Genomic DNA, 24,901 nt, shown 5'->3' on the forward strand with positions numbered 1-24,901 from the left:
AGTAATCTGACTAAGCGTCAGCTATTGGTTTTTGCAGCGGCCATGTGCCACCGGCCAACCTCACAGGAGCGGGCGGACGATGCTTGGATCGACATACGGCACCCTGACCACCGACTCCCGCCGGGCCCGCGTGATCGCCTGCGGGGAACAGCCCGGCCTCGCCGTCCACGGCAGGGCCGGCACCGACGACGCCGACGTCAGCGGACGCCCGCTGAGCGCCGACGTACCCGACCTGGACCGCTTCTTCCGGCCCGAGTCCATCGCGGTCGTCGGCGCCTCGGACGCCGAGGGACGGCCCAACACCGGGATCACCCGGCAGCTCATGGCCTGGGCCGAGCGGGTCGGCGCCCGCCTCCACCCCGTGCACCCGACCCGCGAGACGGTCTTCGGCCTCGCCTGCTCGCCGAGCGTCGCCGAGCTGCCCGAGCAGGTCGACCTCGCGGTCCTCCTCGTCGGGGACCCGCTGCCCGTCATCGAGCAACTCGCGGACACGAAGGTGAAGTTCGCCGTCGCCTTCGCCTCCGGGTTCGCGGAGACGGGCGAGGAGGGCGCCGCCGCGCAGGAGCGGCTCGCCGAGGCCGTGGCCCGCTCCGGGCTCCGGCTGCTCGGCCCGAACACCAACCTCAACGCCTTCGAGAAGTTCCGCGACGACCTCGACGGGCCCGCCATCGCGCTGATCACCCAGTCGGGACACCAGGGCCGCCCCGTCTTCACCCTCCAGGAGCTCGGCATCCGGCTCTCGCACTGGGCGCCGACGGGCAACGAGGCCGACCTGGAGACCTCCGACTTCATCTCGTACTTCTCCCAGCGGCCCGAGGTCGGCGCCATCGCCTGCTACGTGGAGGGGCTCAAGGACGGGCGGTCCTTCCTGCTCGCCGCCGACCGGGCCGCGCGGGCCAAGGTGCCGGTCGTCGCCGTGAAGGTGGGCCGCACCGAGACCGGCGCCCGTACCGCCGCCTCCCATACCGGCAAGCTGACCGGCGCCGACACCGTCGTGGACGCGGCCATGCGGCAGTTCGGCGTGATCCGCGTCGACGGCCTCGACGAACTCCAGGACACCGCCGCCCTGCTGGCGCGGGCCAGGCCCCCGCAGGCCGACGGGGTCGTCGTGTACTCGATCTCCGGCGGCACCGGCGCCCACTTCTCCGACCTCGCGACGGCGGGCGGGCTGAACCTGCCCGTGCTGTCCGAGGCCAAGCAGGCCGAACTGCACCAGTGGATACCGGAGTACCTGAACGTCTCCAACCCCGTCGACAACGGCGGGCACCCCGTCGGCGACTGGCGCGGCCGGAAGATCATCGACGCGATCCTCGCCGACCCGTCCGTCGGCGTGCTGATCTGCCCGATCACCGGCCCGTTCCCGCCGATGAGCGACAAGCTGGCGCAGGACCTCGTGGACGCGGCCGAGCAGACCGACAAGCTGGTGTGCGTCATCTGGGGGTCGCCGGTCGGCACCGAGGACGCGTACCGCGAGACACTGCTCGGCTCGTCACGGGTCGCGACCTTCCGTACGTTCGCCAACTGCGTCACCGCCGTCCGCGCCCACCTGGAGCACCACCGCTTCACCGCCGCCTACCGCTCGCCGTTCGAGGACGCGCCGCGCACCCCGTCCCCGTCCTTCCGCAAGGCCCAGGCGCTGATGCGGCCCGGCAAGCAGCTCAGCGAGCACGCGGCCAAGCAGCTCCTGCGCGCCTACGGGATCCGGGTGCCGCGCGAGCAGCTGGTGACCAGCGCGGCGGCGGCCGTGCGGGCGGCCTCGCTCGTCGGCTACCCGGTCGTCATGAAGGCGTCGGCGCCGCAGCTCGCCCACAAGTCCGAACTCGGCCTGGTGAAGGTCGGGTTGACGTCGGCGAGCCAGGTGCGGGACGCGTACCGCGAGCTGACCGACATCGCCCGCTACGAGGGGATCGAGCTGGACGGGGTCCTCGTGTGCCAGATGGTGGAGCGCGGCGTCGAGATGGTCGTCGGCGTCACGCACGACGAACTCTTCGGGCCGACCGTGACGGTGGGGCTCGGCGGGGTCCTCGTCGAGGTGCTCCAGGACACGGCGGTACGGGTGCCGCCGTTCGGGGAGGACCAGGCGCGGGCCCTGCTCGGGGAGTTGCGGGGGCGGGCGCTGCTCGACGGGGTGCGGGGGGCTCCGCCGGCCGATGTCGACGCGCTGGTCGAGGTGATCCTGCGGGTCCAGCGGATGGCGCTGGAACTCCACGACGACCTGGCCGAGCTGGACATCAACCCACTGATGGTGCTGCCGCGCGGCCAGGGGGCGGTGGCACTGGACGCGCTTGCCGTGTGCCGGTGAGGGGTGGGGCGGCCGGGGGGTGCGTCCCTTGGGGTGCGTCCCGTGGGGTGAATCGCCCCCGCCGCCCCTTCCCGTCCCGTCCCTGGGGGCTGCGCCCCCAGACCCCCTTTCGGCCTTCGGCCTCGTCCTCAAACGCCGGACGGGCTGGAATGGCCAGGCGGGCTGGAGAGAAGAGACCGACGAACGGAGAGTCGCACCATGACCGAGGCCGTGGCCGAGACCGTCCTGCACCGCTTCGAGGACGGGGTCTGCTGGATCACGCTCAACCGGCCCGAGGCGATGAACGCCGTCACCTGGGACCAGCGCGAGCGCGTCATCGCGCTGCTCGCCGACGCCTCCGCCGACCCGGACGTGCGCGCCGTCGTCCTCACCGCCACCGGCAAGGGCTTCTGCGCGGGCGCCGACCTGCGCGGCGGCCCGGCCGAGACCCGGGAGCGGGTCACCGGGGACATCGCGCGGACCATCCAGCGGGGCGCGCAGCGGCTCATCGCGGCGGTCCTGGACTGCGAGAAGCCGGTGATCGCGGCGGTGAACGGCACGGCCGCCGGCATCGGCGCGCATCTCGCGCTCGCCTGCGACCTGGTGCTGGCCGCCGAATCGGCGCGGTTCATCGAGGTGTTCGTGCGGCGCGGACTGGTGCCGGACGGGGGCGGCGCCTATCTGCTGCCCCGGCTGATCGGCCCGCAGCGCGCCAAGGAGCTGATGTTCTTCGGCGACGCGCTGCCGGCCGCGGAGGCGGAGCGGCTCGGCCTCGTCAACCGGATCGTGCCCGACGAGGAGCTGGCAAAGACGGCCCGCGCCTGGGCGGAGCGGCTCGCGACCGGCCCGACCCGCGCGCTGGCCCTCACCAAGCAGTTGGTGAACGCGTCCCTGGACACCGACCGGGCGGCGGCCTTCGCGGCGGAGGCGGTCGCGCAGGAGCTCAACATGGGGACGCGGGACGCGCAGGAGGGCGTCGCCAGCTTCGTGGAGCGCCGCTCGGCGACGTACGAGGGCCGGTGAAGGAGGACCCTAGCTCCGCGTGAGGATGTGCAGGTCGCCCGCGTCCGGGTCGCCGAACAGGACGTAGAGCTCGGGGTCCTCGCGGGTGCCGCCGATCGTCCAGTGCAGCGTGGTGTCGGTGCAGGCGGGCACGTCGATCTCGACACCGGCGTCCCCCGAGGTGTCCCCGGCCCGCCGGGACCAGGTGCCCGTTGCGGTGCAGCGGGAGAAGGGGGGGTCGTCGGGCCCGGCCGAGCCGAACAGGTCCTCGGCCGGGAGCCGGGTCAGCCGGGCCCGGCCGTCGGCGTCCAGGCGCAGCGCGGCGCCGTCGTCCGCGTCGCGCCACTCGGCGACCAGCTCGCCGCGCGTGAGCACCGGCGGCTCGTACACCGGCAGGAGTCCGACGCCCTGGGCGACGGCTCCGGCGAGGAGGGTGAGCAGGGCGAGCAGACCGCCGCCGAACAGACCCGCGGACCACATCCGCAGCCGGCGCCGCACCCACCGCCACGGGCGGGTCGCCACGTAGCCGGGGAAGGCGCAGAAGGCCGCGCAGACCAGCAAGTTCGTCGGGTACGAGGAGATGCCGAGGGCGGTGGGCGGTACGGCCCAGACGGCGGCGACCAGGAGTGCGGCGAGGGCCCGGCCGCGCCATGCCGCGCCCGGGACCCGGGCGGCGAGCACCTTGCCGAGGGCCAGCGCGGGAAGTGCCTGCACGGCGCACTGCAGCCAGCCGAGGAACGGCAGCACGATCGGCGCGAAGATCATCACGCAGGCCAGGCCGATGCTGTTGAAGCCCTGGCCGTAGTCGTTGTCGTCGAAGGCCGCGACCATCGCCAGCGCGCCCGCGACCGGGAGCTGCAGCGTGCACGCGGCCGCCATCAGCTCCACGTCGCCGGTTCCGCCCGGCTCCTTCTTCTCCCACCCCATGGCCGGGAACCTACGCGAGCCCTCCCGCGGTCCTGTCACGCCCCTTCCCATCTGACGCACCGTCAGCTTCAATGAAAAGCATGATGGGACACGCAGGGATGGCGGCCACCGTCGTCCGGTACCTCAGGTCGGTCGGCGCCCCCACCGCGGCCCCGGTCGAGCCGCTGCCCCGCCCCGACCTGCGGGCGGTCCGCGACGACGAGCGGGCGCCCGTGGATCCCGCGGAGTTCCGGCGTGTGCTCGGGTCCTTCGCGTCCGGGGTCACGATCGTCACCGCGCCCGGCGAACAGCCCGCCGGCTTCGCCTGCCAGTCCTTCGCCTCGCTGTCCCTGGACCCGCCGCTCGTGGCGTTCATGGTCGCCCGTACGTCGACGACGTGGCCGCGGATCGCCCGTGCGGGCGTCTTCTGCGTCAACGTGCTGGGGGCGGACCAGGGCGAGCTGTGCCGGGGCTTCGCGGTCAGCGGGGCCGACAAGTTCGCCGGGGTCGCGTACGACGCGGCGCCGGTCTCCGGTTCCCCGCGCCTGGACGGCGCCGCCGCCTGGATCGACTGCGTCATCCACGCCGTGCACACCGGGGGCGACCACCTGATCGTGGTCGGCCGCGTCACGTCCCTGGGCACGGGAGCCGAGGACTCCGCCCCGCTCCTCTTCCACCAGGGCCGCTTCGCGACGCTCGCCGACTGAGGGCGCGGCCCGGGGCCGGTCAGTAGCCGACGGTGAAGCGCTGCCCGCGGTGGCGCGGCGTCTCGATCTCGTCGAGGACGGCGACGGCGTAGTCCTCGACCGACACGGCGCTCTCGCCGGCCGCGTCGGTGACGAGGTCGTCCAGGGCGGTGCGGTAGCCGCCGGTGCGCTCGCCGGGGGCGATGTGGGCGGCGGGGCTGATGTTGGTCCAGTCGACGTCCGTGACGGTCCGGTAGTGGTCCAGGGCGTCACCGTGCGCGTGCATGATCTGCAGCAGGAAGTCGGGCAGGCCCGGGGCGTCCCAGACCTGCTTGCCGTCGGGGGTGCGCAGCGAGCCGGCGCCGCCGACCGCGATCAGGCGCGGGGCCTGCTCGCCGAGGGCCCGCAGCCCTTCGGTGAGGGCGACGGCGGAGGGCTTGATCGTGGCGACGTGGCCCGGGCCGTCGCCGCCGCCCACCGCGCTGACCACGACGTCCTGCCCCTTCGCGACGGCCGTGACCGACCGGGCGTCCAGGGCGTCGCCGGTGACGACGGTCAGGTCCGGGTGGCGCTCGGCGACCTTGGCGGGGTCACGGACGACCGCGGTGACCGTGTGGCCGCGCTCCAGCGCCTCGCGGACGAGGGCGGAACCGATGGTGCCGTTGGCGCCGAAGACAGCGATGTTCGTCATGGCAATACTCCGAACCTGCGTGGTAGAAGTCAGTCATCGATCTCGGGAGGGGCGCTTACGGTCCTTGTGGCCACCGGCCCCCTTCTCCCACATCAAACATAAGGAAGCCCCGGGTCTCCGCCCAGGTACGGCAAGGTCAGGCCATGGTGAAAAACGGACACGAGACGATCCAGGAGGTCGCCTACACTCCCCCGCCCGCCGCCGCGGCCGGGATCGAGGTGATGGCGATCGAGGAACTGCGGGAGCGGATGCTGCGCGGCGGCACGGAGGCCGTGCGGGACGCCGAGGGGGCCGGGCACCCGCAGCGCCCCGAGTTCCACCTGCTGCTCACCGTGCGCCGGGGGCGGCTGACGCACATGGTCGACTTCACGGACCACTCCCTGACCGACGGCACCTGGCTGTGGGTGCGGCCCGGACAGGTGCAGCGGTTCGGCGACCTGGGCACGGCGTCCGGCACGCTGGTGCTGTTCCGGCCCGACGTCCTCGACCCCGCCACCGCGGCGGACGTCCACCTCGACGACCCGTTCGGCCGCACCCTGTGGGAGGCCTCCGGCGAGGACGCCGGCGCCCTGCACCAGGCCCTCGGCCACCTCGCGGACGAGTACCGCGCCACCGGCCTGCCCGAGCACACCCGCGCGGCGATCCTCCGGCGGCTGCTCGCCGTACTCCTGCTGCGCCTGACCCATGTGGCCGCACCGTCAGGCACCACGAGCCCCGAGCACGCGGACACCTTCCAGCGGTTCCGCGCCGCGGTGGAGCGGGACTACACGCGGGCCCGGGACGTCGGGCACTACGCCCGCGTCCTCGGCTACGCGCCCCGCACCCTGACCCGGGCCGCACTCGACGCCTCCGGCGTCGGGGCCAAGGAGTTCATCGACCGCCGCGTCGTCCTGGAGGCCAAACGCCTCCTCGCCCACGGCGACGACCCCGTCTCCCAGATCGCCACCCGCCTCGGCTTCCTGGACACCAGCAACTTCGTCAAGTACTTCACCCAACGCACCACCACAACCCCCGCAACCTTCCGCACCACCTTCCGCCCGTCCCCGTAGGGGCGCGGGGAACTGCGCGATCAGCCACGACGGCGCGGCAGTCGGCCCCCATCAGCAACCCGCAACGGCGCGACCCCTGGGGCGCGCGGAGTGCGCTTTCAGGGGCGCGGGGAACTGCGCGATCAGCCACGACGGCGCGGCACCCGGCAACGATCGGCAACCGCGCCGGAGCCGAGGCACTCCCACCCCGCGATCAAGCGGCCCGCGCCTCCGCCCCCGCCCCCGCCCCCCGCCGAATCACCAGAGCCATCAGCGCCGCGACCGCGCACAGCGCACCCGACGCGTACCAGACCACGTCGTACGAGCCGAAGACGTCCCGGGCGACGCCGCCCAGGAACGCCACGACGGCCGCTCCCACCTGGTGGGACGCGAGGACCCAGCCGAAGACGATCGCCGAGTCCTCCCCGTAGTGCTCACGGCAGAGCGCGATCGTCGGCGGCACGGTGGCGACCCAGTCGAGTCCGTAGAAGACGATGAAGAACAGCATCGGCGGATGCACGCTGGGCGCCAGCAGGATCGGCAGGAAGAGCAGCGAGACGCCGCGCAGCGCGTAGTACACGGCGAGCAGCCGCCGCGCCGAGAACCGGTCCGTGAACCAGCCGGAGGCGATCGTGCCGACGACGTCGAAGACTCCGATGACGGCGAGCAGCGAGGCCGCGGCGGTGACCGGCATGTGGTGGTCGTGCGCGGCGGGCACGAAGTGCGTCTTGACGAGCCCGTTCGTGGAGGCGCCGCAGATCGCGAAGGTCCCGGCGAGGAGCCAGAAGGGCCCGGTGCGCGCGGCCCGCGCGAGCACTCCGACCGCCCGCCGCGCGGCCCCCCGCACGGGCTCCGGCTTCGGCACGAACGCCTCGGCCCCGTACGGCTTCACGCCCACGTCGGCGGGATGGTCCCGCAGGAGCAGCCACACGAAGGGGACGACGGCGAGCGCGGCGAGCGCGACGGTGACGGCGGCCGGGCGCCAGTCGTGCCGGGTGACGATCCAGGAGAGGAGGGGCAGGAAGACGAGCTGCCCGGAGGCTCCGGCGGCGGTGAGGATGCCCGTGACGAGGCCCCGCCGGGCGACGAACCAGCGGTTGGTGACGGTCGCCGCGAAGGCGAGCGCCATCGAGCCGCTGCCGAGGCCGACCAGGACACCCCAGCACAGGACGAGTTGCCAGGCGGCGGTCATCCACACGGTGAGCAGGGATCCGGCCGCGATGACGGTGAGCGCCACCGCGACGACCCTGCGGATGCCGAAGCGGTCCATGAGCGCGGCGGCGAACGGCGCCGTGATCCCGTAGAGGGCGAGGTTCACGGACACGGCGAAGCCGATCGTGCCGCGGGACCAGCCGAACTCCGCGTGGAGCGGCTCGATGAGCAGTCCGGGCAGGGAGGCGAAGGCGGCGGCGCCGATGATCGTCACGAAGGTGACCGCGGCCACGGCCCAGGCCCAGAAGGGCGCGCTGCCGCCCCCGGAGGCGGCCCTGCCGGGGGCCGCGGAGTTCTGCGTTGTCGTCGTCACGGGGAAGAGCCTGCGGCAGCGCGCCCCGCCGATCGAGTGGCCCGAATGCCATCCTTCGCTAGGATCGGGCCATGACCGCTGACCGGCACCGTGTCGTCGTCCTGGCCCTCGACGGGGTCATCCCGTTCGAGCTGGGCATCCCGCAGCGCATCTTCGGCCGCGCCCGCACCGCCGCGGGCGAGCCCTTGTACGAGGTCCTGACCTGCGGCGTCCGCGGGCCGGGCCCGGTGATGACGGACGCCGACTTCGCGATCCTCGTGGAGCACGGGCCGCAGGCGCTGGCCTCGGCGGACACGGTGATCGTCCCCGCCTCGTACGAGCTGGGTCCGGTCTACGAGGAGGGGCGGCTCACGCCCGAGCTGTCCGCGGCCCTCGCCCATGTGCGGCCCGGCACGCGCATGGTGTCGATCTGCACCGGCAGTTGGGTGCTCGCGGCGGCGGGGCTGCTCGACGGCCGGCCGGCGACGACGCACTGGGCGGACGCGGAGGCGTTCCAGCGGATGTTCCCGGCGGTGCGGGTGGACGCCGACGTGCTGTTCGTCGACGACGGCGACGTGCTGACCTCGGCGGGGGTCGCCGCGGGCATCGACCTGTGCCTGCATCTGGTGCGCCGCGACCACGGCGCGGCCGTCGCCAACGACGTGGCCCGCCGCACCGTCGTGCCGCCGCACCGCGACGGCGGCCAGGCCCAGTACGTGCACCGGCCGGTGCCCGAGCCGGGCCTCGCCTCCACGACCGCCGCGCGCGCCTGGGCACTGGCCCGGCTGCACGAGCCGATCCAGCTGCGGGACATGGCGGAGCAGGAGTCGATGTCGGTGCGCACGTTCACCCGGCGCTTCCGCGAGGAGGTCGGGGTGAGTCCCGGCCAGTGGCTGACCGGGCAGCGTGTCGAGCGGGCCCGGCATCTGCTGGAGACCTCGGACCTGGGCATCGACCAGGTCGCCCGGGAGTCGGGCTTCGGCACGGCCCAGTCGATGCGCCAGCATCTGCAGGCCGCGCTCGGCGTGACCCCGACCGCGTACCGCCGCACCTTCCACCGCTCGGCGGAGAGGGGCGGCGGCGGTCACCTCCTGGGGCGGTAGTCCCCGATGTTCGGCATCGTGTTGTGCTGCGCGAGCGCGTTGTACTGGTACTTGTCGCCGACCGCCCGAACGCGGCTGTCCTGCTCGATGCGCAGGCCCTCCGCGGTCTCCGTGACGCTGCTGCGCCGCAGGATCTTCCAGACCAGCAGGCCCGCCACGAGGCCGAGCACTGCGAACAGGATCAGGACCGTCACCATCGCGCACCCCCGTCTCCAGGGGCGGGCCCCCGGCCCGCCAACCGTCCTTTCACGATAGGCGAGCGGCCCCGGGCGCGGAAGGCGGTTCCGGCCGCCCGGGGTTCGGGATCAGAAGGTCAGAACGCCGCGTGCGACGCGGCCCGCCTCGGCGTCCTCGACCGCCTTGGCGAAGTCCTCGACGGGGTAGGTGCGGGTCACCAACTCGTCGAGCAGCAGCCGCCCTTCGGCGTACAGGTCCGCGTAGAGGCGGATGTCGCGCTGGGGGCGCGAGGAGCCGTAGCGGCAGCCGAGGACCGACTTGTCGAGGAACAGCTGGGCGGGCACGAAGGTGGCCTCGGCGTCGGCGGCCGGCATGCCGAGGAGGACGGCCTGGCCGTGCCGGTCGAGGAGGTCGATCGCGGCCCGGATCAGCGCGACGTGGCCCACGCACTCGAAGACGTGGTCGGCCCCGTCGGGCAGCACGTCCCGCACCTTCGCCAGGTCGGTGAGGAACTCGGTCGCCCCGAACTGCCGGGCCACCTCCTCCTTCGCCGGGTTGGTGTCCACGGCCACGATCTTCAGCGCGCCCGCGATCCGGGCCCCTTGGAGGACGTTGAGGCCGACGCCGCCGGTGCCGATGACGACGACGGAGTCGCCGCGGTCGACCCGGGCCCGGTTGAGGACGGCGCCGACGCCGGTGAGGACGCCGCAGCCGATGAGCGCGGCCGAGGTCAGCGGTATCTCCTCGGGGATCTTCACCGCCTGCACGGCCTTGACGACGGTCCGTTCGGCGAAGGCCGAGTTCGACGCGAACTGGAACAGCTTCCTGTCCCCGCGCGAGAACGGCTTGCCGGGCATGCCGATCGCCTTGCGGCACATCGTGGGCCGGCCCCGGTCGCACTCGGCGCAGGCCCCGCAGTTGGCGAGCGTGGACAGCGACACGTGGTCGCCGGGCTCCACGTGCGTGACCCCGGCCCCGACCGCCTCCACGACGCCCGCGCCCTCGTGACCGAGCACGACCGGCCTCGGGAACGGGATGGTCCCGTCGATCACCGACAGGTCGCTGTGGCACAGCCCCGCCGCCGCGACCTTGACGAGCACCTCCCCCGGCCCCGGGTCGCGGACCTCCAAGTCGTCGACCACCAGGGCCTGTTCGCCGTCGAACACCACACCTCGCATGACGCCTCCCTAGGGCCTTTCCTTCGGTAGCCCGAGCACGCGCTCGGCGATGATGTTGCGCTGGATCTCGTCGGAGCCGCCGTAGATGGTGTCGGCCCGGGTGAACAGGAACAGGCGCTGCTGCGCGTCGAGCTCGTAGGGCCGCTCAGGCGACCAGTCGGCGGGCCCGACGGCCGCCGCGGGCCCGCGCACGCGCAGCGCGAGCTCGCCGAGCCGCTGGTGCCAGCCGCCCCACAGCAGTTTGGCGGCACTGGGAGCGCCGGCGGCCCCGGCGTCGTCGGCGCCGCCGAGGGTGCGCAGCGCGTGCCAGCGCATGGTGCGCAGTTCGGCCCACAGCCGTACGAGCCGCTCGGCGAGCACCGGGTCGTCGACCGCGCCGGACTTCACCGCGGTCCGGGTCACCTCGCGCAGCTCCTCGGCGAAGCCGATCTGCTGGGCGAGCGTGGACACCCCGCGCTCGAAGCCGAGCAGCCCCATGGCGACCCGCCAGCCGCCGCCCTCCTCGCCGACGAGGTCCTCGGCGAGCGCCCCGTCGAAGAAGACCTCGTTGAACTCGCTGGTGCCGGTCAGCTGCCGGATCGGCCGTACGTCGATGTGTCCCGGCTGGTCCATGGGGACGAGCAGGAACGACAGGCCGTGGTGGCGGCGCGAGCCCGGCTCGGTGCGGGCGAGCACGAAGCACCAGTCGGCCTCGTGCGCGAGCGAGGTCCACACCTTCTGCCCGGTGACGCGCCAGCGTCCGTCCCCGTCCCGCACCGCGGAGGTGCGCAGTGAGGCGAGGTCGGAACCGGCGCCCGGCTCGCTGTAGCCCTGGCACCACAGCTCCTCGCCGCGCGCGATCGGCGGCAGGTACCGGCGGCGCTGCTCCTCGGTGCCGTACGCGAGGAGGGTGGGGGCCAGGAGGTTCTCGCCGATGTGGCCGTAGCGGCCCGGCGCCCGGACCCGCGCGTACTCCTCCGCCCACACGACCTGCTCGGTCAGGGAGGCGACCCGGTTGCCGTACCCGGGCTCGCTCCAGCCGAGACCGATCCAGCCGCCCTCGCCCAACTCGCGTTCCCAGGCCCGCCGTTCGGCGCCGCCCTCGTGCTCACTGCCCGGACCGCCGCGTCCCACGGCGGCCGTGAACCGGCCGACGAGATGCTCCTCCAGCCAGCCGCGCGCCTCCCGCCGGAAGGCCTCGTCCCCGTCCCCGAACCCGAACTCCACGCCGTCACCGCCTCCTCACGAGGGTGGGTCTACTGGTTGGGCCGTTCCTTGGCCGCCGCCGCCCGCGCCATCTCCTCGAGCTTGGCGAGCATCGGCATGGGGTCGGTGCCGACGGTCCCGGGCAGGAAGTCGGCGATCTTCTCGGGCGTCCACGGCCCGTCCGCGTATCCGGCACGCAGCTCGCGCGGCTGGGCCCACACGGCGATCTTCGGCCCGGCGACGGTGTAGACCTGCCCGGTGATCTTCTCCTCGCGGGCCCGCTCGCTGAGCAGGTAGACGACGAGCGCGGCCACGTCCTCGGGCTCGCCGATCTCCTTGAGCTCCATCGGCACGTTGGCCGACATGCGGGTACGGGCGACGGGGGCGACGGCGTTCGCGGTGACCCCGTACTTGTTGAGGCCGAGGGCGGCGCTGCGCACGAGCGAGATGATGCCGCCCTTGGCCGCGCTGTAGTTGGCCTGGGCGACGGAGCCCTGGTGGTTGCCGCTGGTGAAGCCGATGAGGGTGCCGGTCCCCTGCTTGCGCATGACCGCCGACGCGGCCCGGAAGACGGTGAAGGTGCCCTTCAGGTGGGTGGCGACGACCGGGTCCCACTCCTGCTCGGACATGTTGAACAGCATCCGCTCGCGCAGGATCCCGGCCACGCACACGACCCCGTCGAGCCGCCCGTACTCCTCGATCGCCACGTCGACGATCCGCTGCCCGCCCGCCATGGTGGACACGTCGTCGGCGACGGCTACGGCGCTGCCGCCGGCCGCCTCTATCTCCTTGACCACTCCGAGCGCCACCTCGGAGGTGGGTTCACCGCCCTCGATGGACACCCCGTAGTCGTTGACGATCACCTTGGCGCCCTGCTCGGCGCAGGCGAGGGCGACGGCCCTCCCGATGCCCCGGCCCGCTCCGGTGACGGCCACGACCTTGCCAGCCAAGAAGTTCCCCACGCCCGGCCCCTTCCCGCAGTTTCTGACGACCCGTTAGATTTCCTTCGGTTCGGATTCTACGACCCGTCAGATACCGGAACACAAGACCCGGGAGGCCCCGATGCCGCTGCCCGCCGAGTTCCACGACATCGCCAAACGCGTGAACAACTGGGGGCGTTGGGGGGAGGCCGACGAGATCGGCACCCTGAACCTCGTCACCGACGAGGTGGTCCGCGCGGCCGCCGCCGAGGTCCGTACGGGGCGCCGGGTGCCGCTCGCACTGCCCCTCAAGGAGGACGGCGTGCAGTCGGGGCTCATCCCCGGGCGCATCAACCCGTTCCACACGATGGTGCAGATCAACCACGAGATCTTCGGCCCCGAGACCGTCGCCACCAGCGACGACGCGGTGACCATGGGCCTCCAGGCGGCCACCCACTGGGACGCCCTCACCCACGTCTCGCACTCGGGCCGCATCTACAACGGCCGCCCCGCCGGCAGCATCACGGCGCACCACGGCTCCGAGTTCAGCGGCATCGACAAGATCCCGCACATCGTCTCGCGCGGCGTGCTGCTCGACGTCGCGGCGGCGAAGGGGGTCGACCGGCTGCCCGGCGACCACGCGGTCACCCCGCAGGACCTCGACGAGGCGGCCGAGTTCGGGCGGGTCACGGTGCGTTCCGGTGACATCGTCCTGGTCCGCACCGGCCAGATCCAGGTGTACCTGGCCGGTGACAAGCACGGGTACGGGTATCCGTCACCGGGGCTGTCCGTCCACACCCCCGAGTGGTTCCACGCGCGTGACGTGGCGGCCGTCGCCAACGACACCCTGACCTTCGAGATCTTCCCCCCGGAGATCGAGAACCTCTGGCTCCCCGTCCATGCCCTCGACCTGGTCGAGATGGGCATGCTCCAGGGTCAGAACTGGAATCTGGAATCCCTGTCCACAGCCTGTGGAGAAGTGGGCCGCCACTCCTTCCTCCTGACCGCCATGCCGGAACCCTTCCAGGGCGCTACCGGCACCCCGGTGGCCCCCGTGGCCGTCTTCTAGAGCCCGGCGCCCACTCCCCCCAGGGGCTCCGCCCCGGCCCCGCTCCTCAAACGCCGGAGGGGCTGATCTTCGACTCTCCCGCCGTCGTGGCTGGTCGCGCAGTTCCCCGCGCCCCTGGAGATGCGCACTTCGTGCGCCATCTCCATCGGGCGCTCACCCGTCGGGGAAATGCGACCCGAAGGGTCTGCATTTCAGGGGCGCGGGGAACTGCGCGACCAGCCCCCACGCACCCGCACTCGGCAACGAACCGCACCGGGCAGACGAAACCCCGCCCCCACCCTCAGGCGGACGCCCCCACCACGGTCCCGCCCCCCAAAGACGCCCCGGCGACCGGCACCCGTTCAAGCTCCACCCAGATCGACTTGCCGGCCCCCTCGGGCCGCCACCCCCAGCGATCCGCCAGCACGTCCACCAGCTCCAGGCCCCGCCCGTTCGTCTCGGACCCCTCCGCATGCCGCGGCGCCGGCGGCCGCGAACTGACGTCGGCCACCTCCACCCGCACCACACCCGTGCCGTCCGCGCCCGCCGGAAGGGCGAGCCGGAGCACGGCGGGGCGCCCCGTGTGCACCACCGCGTTCGTCACGAGCTCGGACACGAGCAGGATCAGCGTCTCGGCCACCGGCTCATCGGCTTCTATCCCCGACCCGGCGAGCCGTGAACGCGCCCACCTGCGGGCCCGACCCACTTCCGCGGGGTCGGCCCCGACCTCCAGCTGAACCTGAAGCACCTGCACCGCTCACACCATCCGAATCCGGCGGGACCGTTGGAGTTCTGCCTCGCGCCACTGACCACACTGGCCACTGAGCGGGATCACGGACCGTGATCCCCGTACGACACAGCATGGTTGACGTACAGTCACCCCAACAAGCGCTTCGGGCATATTCCAGCGCGAAGGAGTACGCGTGCGGCATACTGTGCGACGCGTCTCGCAGGGGGTCGAACAGGCGGGCACGCGACTCCGCCCTGCACCGCGAACGGCGGGCAACCCAGGGCCCGGAGCCACCTCACCGGCGACACCGGCACAGACGCCCGGGTTCAGCACCACTCGCATCTGCCACAAGGTACCGGAGCCGGGGGCCGACTCCATGCCGTGACGAGCCCCGCGAAGGACACAACCCGATATCGGACGCGCCGTCACTCTCCGTACGGCACAGGCCCTGACGCCAGAGCCTGACGCACCGCCCCGCTCCCCGCCCCGGCCGCCCTCGTCACAGCGCGGCCGCCAGCACCTCCTCCGCGTCCCGCGGGCTCCCGGCGAGCCCGGCGCGCACCCATGCCCGCTTCAGATGCAGATGGACGTCGGCCTCCCAGGTGAAGCCCATGCCACCGTGCACTTGGAGGCAGTCCCGGGCGCCCCGCACCGCTGCCTCGTCGGCGAGCAGCCGGGCCGCCGCGACCTCGACGGGGTCCCGGGTGACGGCCGCCGCGTACACGGCGGCCCGCGCCACCTCGACCCGCACGAGCAGGTCCGCGCACAGGTGCTTGACGGCCTGGAACGCGCCGATCGGCTGCCCGAACTGCTCGCGCTGCCGGGCGTGCCCGACCGCCATCTCCAGGGTGCGGCCCGCCGAGCCGAGCTGCTCGGCCGCGTACAGGAGCGTCGCCTCCTGCGGTACGGGCGCCTCGGCGGGGACGCGGTGCAGCGGGGTGAGCGGGTCCACGGACTCCGTCGCCAGGGCCCCGGCCACGTCCCCGCGTACGACGTCCGCCGCGTCGGCCCAGGGCAGCAGCGCCCCGTACGGGCAGGTCACGACGGTCTCGCCGGTCACGGCGCCCGGCACCTCACCGGCCGCGAGGAACGTGGCGACGAGAGGGCCCGGCACGAGCGCCCGGCCCAGCTCCTCGAACACCACGACGGCCTCGGGCAGGCCGAGTCCGACGCCGCCCGCGTCCTCGGGCAGGCACAGGCCGAAGAGCCCGGCCCCCGCGAGTTCCGCCCACAGGTCACGGTCGAGCTCGCCCGGCCGGTCCACGGCGGCGCGCAGCGCGTCCCGCCCGAACCGCCCGTCGAGCAGCTCGCGGATGCCCGTACGCAACGCCCTTTGTTCTTCGGTCAGTTGGAAGTGCACGCCTACCGTCCTCCCTTGGGCAGTCCGAGGATGCGCTCGGCCACGATGTTGCGCTGGATCTGCGAGGTGCCGGCGGCGATCGTGTACGACAGCGAGGACAGCCGGTCGAAGGTCCACTCCTGGCCTGCGTCGAGAGCGGCGGGCCCGAGCACGTCGGCGGCGGTGTCGAAGAGCTTCTGGCGCGCGTGCGAGTACCGCAGCTTGAAGACGGAGCCGCCGACGCCGGGCACCCCGCCGGTGGCCTGCGCCTCGCTGACGTTCCACTGCGTGAGCCGCCACAGGGCGCTGAACTCGGCGTTCAGCAGGGCCAGTTCGCGGCGCAGGACGGCGTCGTCCCAGCGCCCCGACTTGCGGGCGTGCGCGGCGAGTTCGCCGAGGACGCGGCGGCAGGCGACGACCTCCCCGACGAAGGCGGTGCCGCGCTCGAAGGACAGGGTCACCATGGTGACGCGCCAGCCGTCGTTCTCCTCGCCGACCCGGTTGCCGACCGGGATCCGTACGTCGTCGAGGAACATCTCGGCGAACTCGGTGGACCCGGCGAGCGTGCGCAGCGGCCGCACCGTGATGCCGGGCGCGTCCATCGGCATGGCGAGCCAGGTGATGCCCCGGTGCTTGGGGGCGTCCGGGTCGGTGCGCACGAGCAGCTCGCACCAGTCGGCGACCTCGGCGTGCGAGGTCCATATCTTGGAGCCGCTGACGACGTAGTGGTCGCCCTCGCGGCGGGCGCGGGTGCGCAGCGCGGCCAGGTCGGAGCCGGCGTCGGGCTCGCTGAAGCCCTGGCACCAGACCTCGTCGCCGCGCAGCACGGGCTGCAGCCAGCGTTCCTTCTGCGCGTCGGTGCCCTCGGCGGCGATGGTCGGCCCGGCGTGCAGCAGCCCGACGAAGTTGGCGCCGACGTACGGGGCGCCCGCCTTCTCGGTCTCCTCCAGGAAGATCAGCCGGGTGGTCGGGGAGGCGCCCCAGTGCACGTCCCCGTACCCGGCGTCGTGCAGGCGCCGCTGCCAGCCGGTGTCATAGACGCGCCGGCCCGGCCAGTCGGTGGCCGCCGGCTTGGGCGGCAGCGCGGGCAGCGTCCCGCTCAGCCACTCCCGCAGCCGTGCCCGGAAGTCCTCTTCCTCTTCGGTGTAGGTGAGATCCACGGACCGCCCCCGTCACTTGTCGAGGTCGAGGTCGAGCATGCGGATGGCGTTGCCGCGCATCAGCTTGTAGATCGTCTCGTCGTCGAGGCCCTTCACGTGGTCGAGGGCGACCTCCTTGGTGTTCGGGAAGGTCGAGTCGACGTGCGGGTAGTCGGTCTCGAAGGTCGCGTTGTCCCGGCCGACGACGTCGAGCGAGGCGACGCCGTGCTTGTCGCGGAAGAAGCAGCAGAACATCTGCCGGTAGTAGTACGTGGACGGCGGCTCGGGGATCAGGTCGCGCACCCCGCCCCAGGCGCGGTGCTCCTCCCACACGTCGTCGGCGCGCTCCAGGGCGTACGGGATCCAGCCCATCTGGCCCTCGCTGTAGGCGAGCTTGAGCCGCGGGAACTTGACGAGGACGCCGCTGAACAGGAAGTCCATCATCGAGGCCATCGCGTTGTTGAAGCTGAGCGAGGCCTGGACGGCGGGCGGGGCGTCGGGGGACGCGGCGGGCATCTGGGACGAGGACCCGATGTGCATGTTCACGACGGTGCCGGTCTCCTGGCACACGGCGAAGAACGGGTCCCAGTACCCGGAGTGGATGGACGGCAGGCCGAGGTAGGTCGGGATCTCGGAGAAGGTGACGGCGCGCACGCCGCGGGCCGCGTTGCGGCGGATCTCGGCGACGGCGAGGTCGATGTCCCACAGCGGGATGATGCACAGCGGGATGAGGCGGCCGCCGCTGTCGCCGCACCACTCCTCGACCATCCAGTCGTTGTAGGCGCGCACGCAGGCGAGCGCGACCTCCTTGTCCTTGGCCTCGGCGAAGGTCTGCCCGCAGAAGCGCGGGAAGGTCGGGAAGCAGAGGCTGGCCTCGACGTGGTTGAGGTCCATGTCCGCGAGCCGCGCCTTCGGGTCCCAGCAGCCGCGCCGCATCTCGGCCCGGGTGATGCCCTCCAGGGTCATGTCGTCCCGGTCGAAGCCGACGGCCGCGATGTTGCGCTTGTACGGGAACTTCAGGTCCTCGTAGATCCACCAGTCGGTGGGCGGGCCGTCGGGGTCCATCGTGATCTGGTACTTGCCGGCGACGTACGCGAGCTCCCCGATGCCGGCGGTGAGCGGCTTCGGGCCGCGGTCCCGGTACTTCGCCGGCAGCCAGGTCTCGAAGAGATGGGCCGGTTCGATCACATGGTCGTCGACACTGACGATGCGCGGCAGTTCCGTCATGGAAAACCCCTCAGCTCCGGTGGCCCGCTGGCCCGATATCTGATGACCCGTCAGATGGAAGGCTAGCCCCGCACCCCTGGACCGACAAGAAGCACGGGCTTACGCTCTGCCCCGTATCTGACTCACCGTCAGCTCAAGGCCGGCGGGCCGGTCGCTCCGGTTCTCGCTCTCGCTCTCGTTCCCGTTCGCGTTCGTAGGGGGTCACCGCACATGACGGACACCGCACACGACCTGGGCGCCAGCCGCACCCTGTGGGAGCTGGTCGAGCGCCGCGCCGCCCTCACCCCCGACCGGCCCGTCCTGCTCCAGGGCGACCGCACACTGACGTTCGGGCAGCTCAGGGACCGTGCCGAGCGCGTCGCAGCCGGCCTGTACGAACGCGGCGTACGCCCCGGCAGCGTCGTCGCCTGGCAGTTGCCCACCCGCATCGAGACGGCCCTGCTCTCCTTCGCCCTGGCCCGTCTCGGAGCCGTCCAGAGCCCGGTCATCCCCTTCTACCGGGACCGTGAGGTCGGCTTCGCGCTGCGCGAGTCGGGCGCCGAGTTCTTCGCGACGCCCGGCACGTGGCGGGGCTTCGACCACACGGCGATGGCGCACCGGCTCGGCGCGCGCGGCGTCTTCGAGGCCTACGAGGACCTGCCCGAGGCCGACCCCGCGGTCCTGCCACCGCCGCCCGCCGACGGCACGACCGTCCGCTGGATCTACTGGACCTCCGGCACGACCTCCGACCCCAAGGGCGTCCTGCACACCGACCGCTCCCTCGTCGCCGGCGGCTCCTGCCTCGCCCACGCCCTGCACCTCACCGAGTCCGACGTCGGCTCGATGGCGTTCCCGTACGCGCACATAGCGGGCCCGGACTACACGGTGATGCTGCTCCTGTACGGCTTCCCGGCCGTCATGTTCGAGCAGTTCGCGCTGCCGGAGGCGCTGGACGAGTACCGCCGCCACGGCGTGACCGTCGCCGGTGGCTCGACGGCGTTCTACTCCATGTTCCTGACGGAGCAGCGCAAGGCGCCGGCCGAGAAACTGATCCCGACCCTCCGCCTCCTGGCGGGCGGTGGCGCCCCCAAGCCCCCCGAGATCTACCACTCCGTGATCCGCGAGATGAACGTCCAGCTCACGCACGGGTACGGCATGACCGAGGTCCCGATGATCACGATGGGCGCCCCCGACGACACGGCCGACAACCTGGCCACCACCGAAGGCCGCCCGCCGGCGGGCATGTCGATCCGGATCGTCGACACGGACGGCAAGGAGGTGCCCGCCGGGGTCGACGGCGAGGTCCGGCTGCGCGGCGAAGCCGTCTGCCAGGGGTACCTGGACCCGGCACAGACGGCGGAGGCGTTCGACGCGGACGGCTACCTGATCACGGGCGACCTGGGCCACGTCCTGCCCACCGGCCACCTCGTCCTCACCGGCCGCGCGAAGGACATCATCATCCGCAAGGGCGAGAACATCTCCGCCAAGGAGATCGAGGACCTCCTCCACGCCCACCCCGCCGTCCAGGACGCGGCCGTCATCGGCCTCCCCGACCCCGAACGCGGCGAACGCGTCTGCGCCGTCCTCGAACTCCGCCCCGGCACCCCCGAACCCACCCTCCCCGACCTGACGGCCTACCTACGCGCCGAGGGCCTCTCCACCTTCAAACTCCCCGAACAACTGGAAATCCTCCCGACCCTCCCCCGCAACGAAACCCTCCGCAAAACCCTCAAGTACAAGCTGAGGGAACAGTTCACGTCCTGACCCCGGCGCTCCGCGTGTCTCAGGGGGCGGGGCCCGGGGCGCGCACGTAGTGCGCCTTCAGGGGCGCGGGCCCGTACCCATCAGCGACTCCGTCGCGGGGTCGCGAGCGGCAAGCCCCTGGAGCGCGCGAAGTGCGCCTTCAGGGGCGCGGGGAACTGCGCGAGCAACCACGACGAGACGTGTGCCCGGCGACGAAGCGGCCGGAGCTACGGCGGCGGCGCCGTACCGCAGGACCACCGCATCGCACCCCCGGCGCCGGGTATTGCCCGAGGCCGGGCGCCGGGCCGACGCCCCCGGAGGGGGCGGGTGGTGGGAGAAGGGCTGAGGCCAGGGACCCGTAGCAGCACGGGCCGGATCCGAAGCAGGGTGACCAACACGCCCCTAGGGCGCACGAAGTGCGCCTTCCAGGGGCGCGGGGAACTGCGCGAGCAACCACGACGAGACGGGCGCCCGGCGACGAAGCTGCCGGAGCTACGGCGCGGAGGCCCGATTACTCGGGGACCGTGAAGTAGCGGGCGAACCCACCCACCGCCTCGTCCTCCGAGATCCGCCCGTCCCCATCGGCATCGAGCACCGCAACCGCCGCCGAGGCGACCCCCGCCTCGACCCCCAGCACCTTCAGCACCCGCTCCGCGTCCGCAGGGGCCAGATCCCCCGCCCCGCCGGCGACGGCCATCGCCCCGCGCAGAAAGGGCCTGGCGATCTCGGCGAACCGCTCCGGGTTGTCCCGCAGCCGCTTCACGGCCCCGGTGACGAACTCCTCCCGGGTCACCCGCTGGTCCCCGTCCACATCGGCGATCCCGGCCATCCCCTGCCAGAACGCCTCCGCCCCGGCGAACAGCGCCTGCCCCCGCTCGGAGCGCGCCGGCACCCCGAACTCGGCGAGCAGCGCCTTCGCCGCGACGTAGAAGTCCTCGCGGTCGATGTAACCGTTCCCGTCCTGGTCGAAGCCGGCGAACCGGGTAGCGATCCTCCGCTCGTCCATGCTCATGGGCCGCCTCTCGCATCGTGGGGTGGGGTTCTCCGCATCGGAGCGTACGACGAAGAGCCGCACCGGGACGCCGAAGTGCGGGGGTTGTGTCAAGACAGGGAAGAATCCGGGACGTAAGACCGACAGGGCCGGCCGGAACAGGGCCGATTTCCGGCCAGGACCTCAGGCCGAGAGCGGCTGGGCCCCTTCGTCCGTGGCGGCGGCCACGTCCGGGTACACGTCGAAGAGCCGGCGCACGCCGAGCGCCCCGAGAACACGGTTCACATGCGAACCGTCCACCGCCCCCTGCGCGGGCAGGATCAGCCGCAGCCGCCCCTGGCAGGAACGGATCAGCCGCCGGGCGGCGATCAGCACGCCGACCCCGCTGGAATCACAGAACAGCACGTCGGAGAGGTCGAGAACCAGACTGCGCCGGCCGTCGGCCACGGCATCGTGCACCCGCTGACGCAGCGCGGGGGACGTCACCAGGTCCATCTCGCCGGACACCGACACGACGGCCCAGTCGCCTCGCACTCCCTCATTCACCCTGAGCGACACACGCCACGCCTTCCTGCTCCTACGTTCTTCCTGCGCGGCTGCCCTGCCCCACGCGGGCCGAAACTCCCCCGGGCAACCCCACCGACACCCTTGCAGGCCTATCACATATGAGCTGCTTGGACCCCAGCCGCCCACAACCCGCCCGATTCGGTCACACATCGCCGGAGGCCCGGCCCTTTATCACCGCCTGCCGTAGGACAGCGCACAATGCGGTAAAGGCGCGTGCTTCGGCGGTGTGCCGGACTACCTTTGGGTAGCAGGCAGGCAGAACAGGTGCCCGTACAGGACCGGTACACGGCACGGATCAGCACGGAACGGCACGGCACAGCACGGCACGACGGGCAGTCGGTGAGGGGGCCTCATGCCCAAGGACACTCCGTCCCGCTGGGACCGGAGGATGCAGCAGCGGCTCGCGCACGGCGAGGCCGCGGCGCTCGGCGAGCTCTACGACCGCTTCGCATCCCTGGTGCACGGCCTCGCCCACCGCGTCCTGGACGACGAGGACGCCGCCGACCAGATCACCCGCGAGGTCTTCACCCGCGTCTGGGAGAACCCGGAGGCGTACGACCCGCGGCAGGGCCCGCTGCGCTCGTTCGTCGCGACGCTCGCCCACCGTCAGGCCGTGCAGCGGCTGCGCCAGACCGAGTCGGCCGCGCTCGTGCGCAGCGGCTGCGGCACCACCGAGGACCTGGAGCGCAAGGTGCGCCGGGCCTCCGCGGCCGCCCGCGCGGACTACATCGTGACATCGATGCCCGCCCCGCTCAGGGCCGCACTCGAACTGGCGTACTTCCAGCGGCGTGACTACCGCCAGACCGCCGCCGACCTCGGCGTCACCGAGGACGAGGCGCGCCGCCGGCTCCGGCTCGGCCTGCAGCTGCTGTCCACGGCGCACGACAGCGGCATCCCGCCGGGCGGCTACGGGAGGCCCGCGTGAGCGGCGCCGGCGGACCGGACCGCTTCGACTCCTACGACCCGCGCGACGACGAGCCCGAGGGCCGCTACGGCGCGGGCGGGGCCCGGGGCGGCGCCGCCCGCATACCGACGCCGCGCTCCTCCGTCGAGGACACCGGCCGCCCGCTGCCCGACCTGCCCGCACCGGAGCCGCTCGTGCTCGAGCACCGGGTCCTGAAATCGCTGCTCGGCGCCTGGGCCCTCGCCGCCTGCTCGCCCGAGGAGGCGGCCGCCGTCGAGGACCATCTCGGCGGCTGCGGGACCTGCGCCGAGGAGGCGCTGCGGCTGCGGGACGCGGTCGGGCTGCTGCACGCCGACGAGTCCCTCGACCTGGACCCGCTGCTGCGGGCCCGCGTCCTGGAGGGCTGCCTCTCCCGGCGCCCGGCCCGCATCCCGGTCCCGTCCTGGGCGACCCCGTACGACGCGGAGACCGCCCGTCTCGACGCGCTCCTGAAGGACTTCGGCGACGGGGAGTGGCACGCGCCGGTGCGGCTGCGCTGGTACGAGGGGGACGAGCAGCTCAGCCGGAAGACGACGGTCGCCGGTGTCATAGCGCATCTGATCAGTGTCGACGGGCTGGTCGCCCGTGCCCTCGGCCTCGACGACCCGCTCGGCCCGCCCGCCCCGCCGGAGTCGCTCGGCCCGGCCGCGCGCACGGAGGCGCTCTGGCAGGCCTCGCACTTCCCGCCGACGCGGGCGGTACGGGCGCCGTGGCGGGAGCAGGCGCACGAGCTGATCCGCACGGTGTCGTTCGCCGGGTCGGACATGGAGGGCGGCGGCGGTTCGGGGCAACTCCCCATCTCGTACGGCGACTTCACGCTGCCGCTGCGGGACGCGATGGCGGACCGGGCCTTCGAGTGCTGGGTGCACGCGGGGGACATCGCGGACGCGGTCGACTACCCGTACGAGGCGCCGGCGCCGAAGCATCTGCACCGGATGATCGATCTGGCGGCGCGGATGCTGCCGGACGCTCTTGCCGGGCGGGACCGGGAGCGGGATCAGGTGGCCGCGGGGCGGTTGTTGCGGCTCGAGGTCGAGGGGGCCGGGGGTGGTCAGTGGCTGATCCCGCTCGACCCGTCCGGCGCCGAGGGGGCCGACGAGGTGGCGCATGTCGCCCTCGACGGGGTGGAGTTCTGCCGCCTCGCCGCGGGGCGGGTGCCGCCGGCCGAAGCGGCGGCCGGGTCCGTGGGCGACCGCGACGCGATCATGTCCGTCCTGACCGCGACGGCGGGCCTGAGCCGTATGTGAGTGCGGGTCCCGCCCAAGGGGGCTGCCCCTTGCCCGCCCGGCGCGACTGCGGGTCCGGTGGGGGCTGGTCGCGCAGTTCCCCGCGCCCCTGAGATGCGCACTTCGTGCGCGATCTCATCGGGCGGTGCCCCATCGGGGAAATGCGACGCGGAGCGTCTGCATTTCAGGGGCGCGGGGAACTGCGCGACCAGCCACGACGGCGCGGCAGTCGCGCGACGGCCGCACGTGGCAACCATCTGGGGCGCGACCAGCCCCCACGCACCCGCACCCGCACCCGCACCCCGCGACGATCCCTAGGCGAAGACCACCGTGCGGCGTCCGTCCAGCAGAACACGCCGCTCCGCATGCCACTTGACGGCCCGCGCCAGCGCCTGGCACTCCACGTCCCGCCCCACCGCGACAAGCTGGTCCGGCGTGACGTCGTGCCCGACCCGCTCGACCTCCTGCTCGATGATCGGCCCCTCGTCGAGGTCCGCGGTGACGTAGTGCGCGGTCGCCCCGATGAGCTTCACACCCCGCGCGTGCGCCTGGTGGTACGGCTTCGCCCCCTTGAAGCTCGGCAGGAACGAGTGGTGGATGTTGATGATCCGCCCGCTGAGCTGCTTGCACAGGTCGTCCGAGAGGACCTGCATGTACCGGGCGAGCACGACGAGCTCGACGCCCTCGGACCGGACCAGTTCGAGGAGCCGCGCCTCGGCCGCCGCCTTGGTGTCCTTCGTCACGGGGATGTGGTGGAAGGGGATGTCGTAGGAGGCGACGAGTTCGGCGAAGTCGGTGTGGTTGGAGACGACCGCCGCGATCTCGACGGGCAGCGCCCCGATCCGCGCCCGGAACAGCAGGTCGTTCAGGCAGTGCCCGAACTTGCTGACCATGAGCACGACCTTCATCCGGTCGGAGGCCCGGTGGATCTGCCAGTCCATCTGGAACGAGTCGCCGATCGCGGCGAAGCTGGCCCGCAGCTTCTCCACGGTGACCGGCGCGTCCGCGCTGAAGTGGACCCGCATGAAGAACAGTCCCGTGTCGTGGTCACCGAACTGCTGGCTGTCCTCGATGTTGCAGCCGGTCATGAAGAGATAGCTCGACACGGCGTGCACGATGCCCTGCTTGTCGGGGCACGAAAGAGTGAGGACGTACTGCTCGGAGCCGGGAACGGGTGCGGACTGCGCATTCATAGGGGCAAGGTTCGCACAAGGCCGGGCGCCGGTGAGACGCCATCCCGAGGAACGGACCACAGGACCGCCGCCCCGGCGACCGCCATGAGCCGCCCCTGGCCCCTGGCCCCTGGCC

23 protein-coding genes are annotated in these 24,901 nt (G+C 72.7%); 9 read left to right on the forward strand and 14 right to left on the reverse strand.

Annotated elements, in window-relative coordinates:
- The first annotated feature begins 79 nt into the window (after positions 1-79).
- Positions 80-2,302, forward strand: a complete 2,223-nt coding sequence (locus IAG42_RS15235) for an acetate--CoA ligase family protein (RefSeq protein ID WP_188337539.1) — start codon at positions 80-82, stop codon at positions 2,300-2,302.
- A gap of 198 nt (positions 2,303-2,500) precedes the next feature.
- Positions 2,501-3,304 (forward strand): enoyl-CoA hydratase/isomerase family protein, encoded by an 804-nt coding sequence (locus tag IAG42_RS15240; RefSeq protein ID WP_188341398.1) that lies wholly within the window; start codon positions 2,501-2,503, stop codon positions 3,302-3,304.
- Positions 3,305-3,313: 9 nt separating this feature from the next.
- On the opposite strand, the gene IAG42_RS15245 is transcribed toward IAG42_RS15240, so the two are convergent.
- Positions 3,314-4,210: a hypothetical protein gene (locus IAG42_RS15245; RefSeq protein WP_188337540.1), complete on the reverse strand. Its 897-nt coding sequence runs from the start codon at positions 4,208-4,210 to the stop codon at positions 3,314-3,316.
- Positions 4,211-4,293: 83 nt separating this feature from the next.
- Between IAG42_RS15245 and IAG42_RS15250 the strand changes: the two genes are divergently transcribed.
- Positions 4,294-4,896, forward strand: coding sequence for a flavin reductase family protein (locus IAG42_RS15250; protein WP_188341399.1), 603 nt, complete (start codon positions 4,294-4,296; stop codon positions 4,894-4,896).
- A 19-nt stretch (positions 4,897-4,915) separates the two neighbouring features.
- Here the strand turns inward: IAG42_RS15250 and IAG42_RS15255 are convergent, their stop codons facing one another.
- Positions 4,916-5,566, reverse strand: coding sequence for an NAD(P)-dependent oxidoreductase (locus IAG42_RS15255; RefSeq protein WP_188337541.1), 651 nt, complete (start codon positions 5,564-5,566; stop codon positions 4,916-4,918).
- Positions 5,567-5,709: 143 nt separating this feature from the next.
- On the opposite strand from IAG42_RS15255, the gene IAG42_RS15260 reads away from it, so the two are divergent.
- On the forward strand, positions 5,710-6,615 hold the full coding sequence (locus IAG42_RS15260) for an AraC family transcriptional regulator (protein WP_188337542.1): 906 nt from the start codon (positions 5,710-5,712) through the stop codon (positions 6,613-6,615).
- 193 nt (positions 6,616-6,808) lie between these two features.
- On the opposite strand, the gene IAG42_RS15265 is transcribed toward IAG42_RS15260, so the two are convergent.
- Entirely contained in the window at positions 6,809-8,119 is a 1,311-nt protein-coding gene (locus IAG42_RS15265; RefSeq protein WP_223206014.1) for an MFS transporter, read from the reverse strand.
- 71 nt (positions 8,120-8,190) lie between these two features.
- Here IAG42_RS15265 and IAG42_RS15270 point away from each other — a divergent pair, with 71 nt between their 5' ends.
- Entirely contained in the window at positions 8,191-9,201 is a 1,011-nt protein-coding gene (locus IAG42_RS15270; protein ID WP_188337543.1) for a GlxA family transcriptional regulator, read from the forward strand.
- On the opposite strand, the gene IAG42_RS15275 is transcribed toward IAG42_RS15270, so the two are convergent.
- The 4 genes from IAG42_RS15275 to IAG42_RS15290 form a co-directional block, all read right to left on the reverse strand.
- The gene (locus tag IAG42_RS15275; RefSeq protein ID WP_188337544.1) at positions 9,183-9,398 is read right to left on the reverse strand and encodes a hypothetical protein; all 216 of its coding nucleotides are present in this window, start codon (positions 9,396-9,398) and stop codon (positions 9,183-9,185) included. The two genes, IAG42_RS15270 and IAG42_RS15275, sit on opposite strands and share 19 nt — an antisense overlap.
- A gap of 108 nt (positions 9,399-9,506) precedes the next feature.
- Positions 9,507-10,556: a Zn-dependent alcohol dehydrogenase gene (locus IAG42_RS15280; protein ID WP_188337545.1), complete on the reverse strand. Its 1,050-nt coding sequence runs from the start codon at positions 10,554-10,556 to the stop codon at positions 9,507-9,509.
- A gap of 9 nt (positions 10,557-10,565) precedes the next feature.
- Positions 10,566-11,762 (reverse strand): acyl-CoA dehydrogenase family protein, encoded by a 1,197-nt coding sequence (locus IAG42_RS15285; protein ID WP_188337546.1) that lies wholly within the window; start codon positions 11,760-11,762, stop codon positions 10,566-10,568.
- Positions 11,763-11,791: 29 nt separating this feature from the next.
- The gene (locus IAG42_RS15290; protein ID WP_188337547.1) at positions 11,792-12,703 is read right to left on the reverse strand and encodes an SDR family oxidoreductase; all 912 of its coding nucleotides are present in this window, start codon (positions 12,701-12,703) and stop codon (positions 11,792-11,794) included.
- Positions 12,704-12,803: 100 nt separating this feature from the next.
- Between IAG42_RS15290 and IAG42_RS15295 the strand changes: the two genes are divergently transcribed.
- A complete protein-coding gene (locus IAG42_RS15295) occupies positions 12,804-13,730 on the forward strand; it encodes a cyclase family protein (protein ID WP_188337548.1) in 927 nt (308 codons plus the stop codon).
- A gap of 280 nt (positions 13,731-14,010) precedes the next feature.
- On the opposite strand, the gene IAG42_RS15300 is transcribed toward IAG42_RS15295, so the two are convergent.
- The 4 genes from IAG42_RS15300 to IAG42_RS15315 all read right to left on the reverse strand — a co-directional run bounded on the left by IAG42_RS15300 (position 14,011) and on the right by IAG42_RS15315 (position 18,144).
- Positions 14,011-14,463 (reverse strand): ATP-binding protein, encoded by a 453-nt coding sequence (locus IAG42_RS15300; protein WP_188337549.1) that lies wholly within the window; start codon positions 14,461-14,463, stop codon positions 14,011-14,013.
- 475 nt (positions 14,464-14,938) lie between these two features.
- Positions 14,939-15,799, reverse strand: a complete 861-nt coding sequence (locus tag IAG42_RS15305) for an acyl-CoA dehydrogenase family protein (RefSeq protein ID WP_188337550.1) — start codon at positions 15,797-15,799, stop codon at positions 14,939-14,941.
- Between the two features lie 2 nt (positions 15,800-15,801).
- The gene (locus IAG42_RS15310; protein ID WP_188337551.1) at positions 15,802-16,938 is read right to left on the reverse strand and encodes an acyl-CoA dehydrogenase family protein; all 1,137 of its coding nucleotides are present in this window, start codon (positions 16,936-16,938) and stop codon (positions 15,802-15,804) included.
- 12 nt (positions 16,939-16,950) lie between these two features.
- Entirely contained in the window at positions 16,951-18,144 is a 1,194-nt protein-coding gene (locus IAG42_RS15315) for an amidohydrolase family protein (RefSeq protein ID WP_188337552.1), read from the reverse strand.
- 210 nt (positions 18,145-18,354) lie between these two features.
- Between IAG42_RS15315 and IAG42_RS15320 the strand changes: the two genes are divergently transcribed.
- The gene (locus tag IAG42_RS15320) at positions 18,355-19,887 is read left to right on the forward strand and encodes a class I adenylate-forming enzyme family protein (RefSeq protein ID WP_188337553.1); all 1,533 of its coding nucleotides are present in this window, start codon (positions 18,355-18,357) and stop codon (positions 19,885-19,887) included.
- Between the two features lie 490 nt (positions 19,888-20,377).
- Here IAG42_RS15320 and IAG42_RS15325 read toward each other — a convergent pair whose 3' ends face one another.
- Both IAG42_RS15325 and IAG42_RS15330 read right to left on the reverse strand, forming a co-directional pair.
- Positions 20,378-20,872, reverse strand: a complete 495-nt coding sequence (locus IAG42_RS15325) for an EF-hand domain-containing protein (protein WP_188341401.1) — start codon at positions 20,870-20,872, stop codon at positions 20,378-20,380.
- A gap of 168 nt (positions 20,873-21,040) precedes the next feature.
- Positions 21,041-21,415 carry an STAS domain-containing protein gene (locus IAG42_RS15330; protein ID WP_188337554.1) on the reverse strand — a complete coding sequence of 125 codons (375 nt, stop codon included), beginning with the start codon at positions 21,413-21,415 and terminating at the stop codon, positions 21,041-21,043.
- A 361-nt stretch (positions 21,416-21,776) separates the two neighbouring features.
- Here IAG42_RS15330 and IAG42_RS15335 point away from each other — a divergent pair, with 361 nt between their 5' ends.
- The gene (locus IAG42_RS15335; RefSeq protein ID WP_188337555.1) at positions 21,777-22,349 is read left to right on the forward strand and encodes a sigma-70 family RNA polymerase sigma factor; all 573 of its coding nucleotides are present in this window, start codon (positions 21,777-21,779) and stop codon (positions 22,347-22,349) included.
- Positions 22,346-23,614, forward strand: coding sequence for a zf-HC2 domain-containing protein (locus tag IAG42_RS15340; RefSeq protein WP_188337556.1), 1,269 nt, complete (start codon positions 22,346-22,348; stop codon positions 23,612-23,614). The genes IAG42_RS15335 and IAG42_RS15340 overlap by 4 nt, the downstream gene beginning before the upstream one ends.
- 293 nt (positions 23,615-23,907) lie before the next feature.
- Here the strand turns inward: IAG42_RS15340 and purU are convergent, their stop codons facing one another.
- The gene (purU, locus tag IAG42_RS15345) at positions 23,908-24,786 is read right to left on the reverse strand and encodes a formyltetrahydrofolate deformylase (RefSeq protein WP_188337557.1); all 879 of its coding nucleotides are present in this window, start codon (positions 24,784-24,786) and stop codon (positions 23,908-23,910) included.
- Positions 24,787-24,901 lie beyond the last annotated feature (115 nt).

Origin of the sequence: Streptomyces xanthii (assembly GCF_014621695.1) — a bacterium.
GTDB lineage: Bacteria > Actinomycetota > Actinomycetes > Streptomycetales > Streptomycetaceae > Streptomyces > Streptomyces xanthii.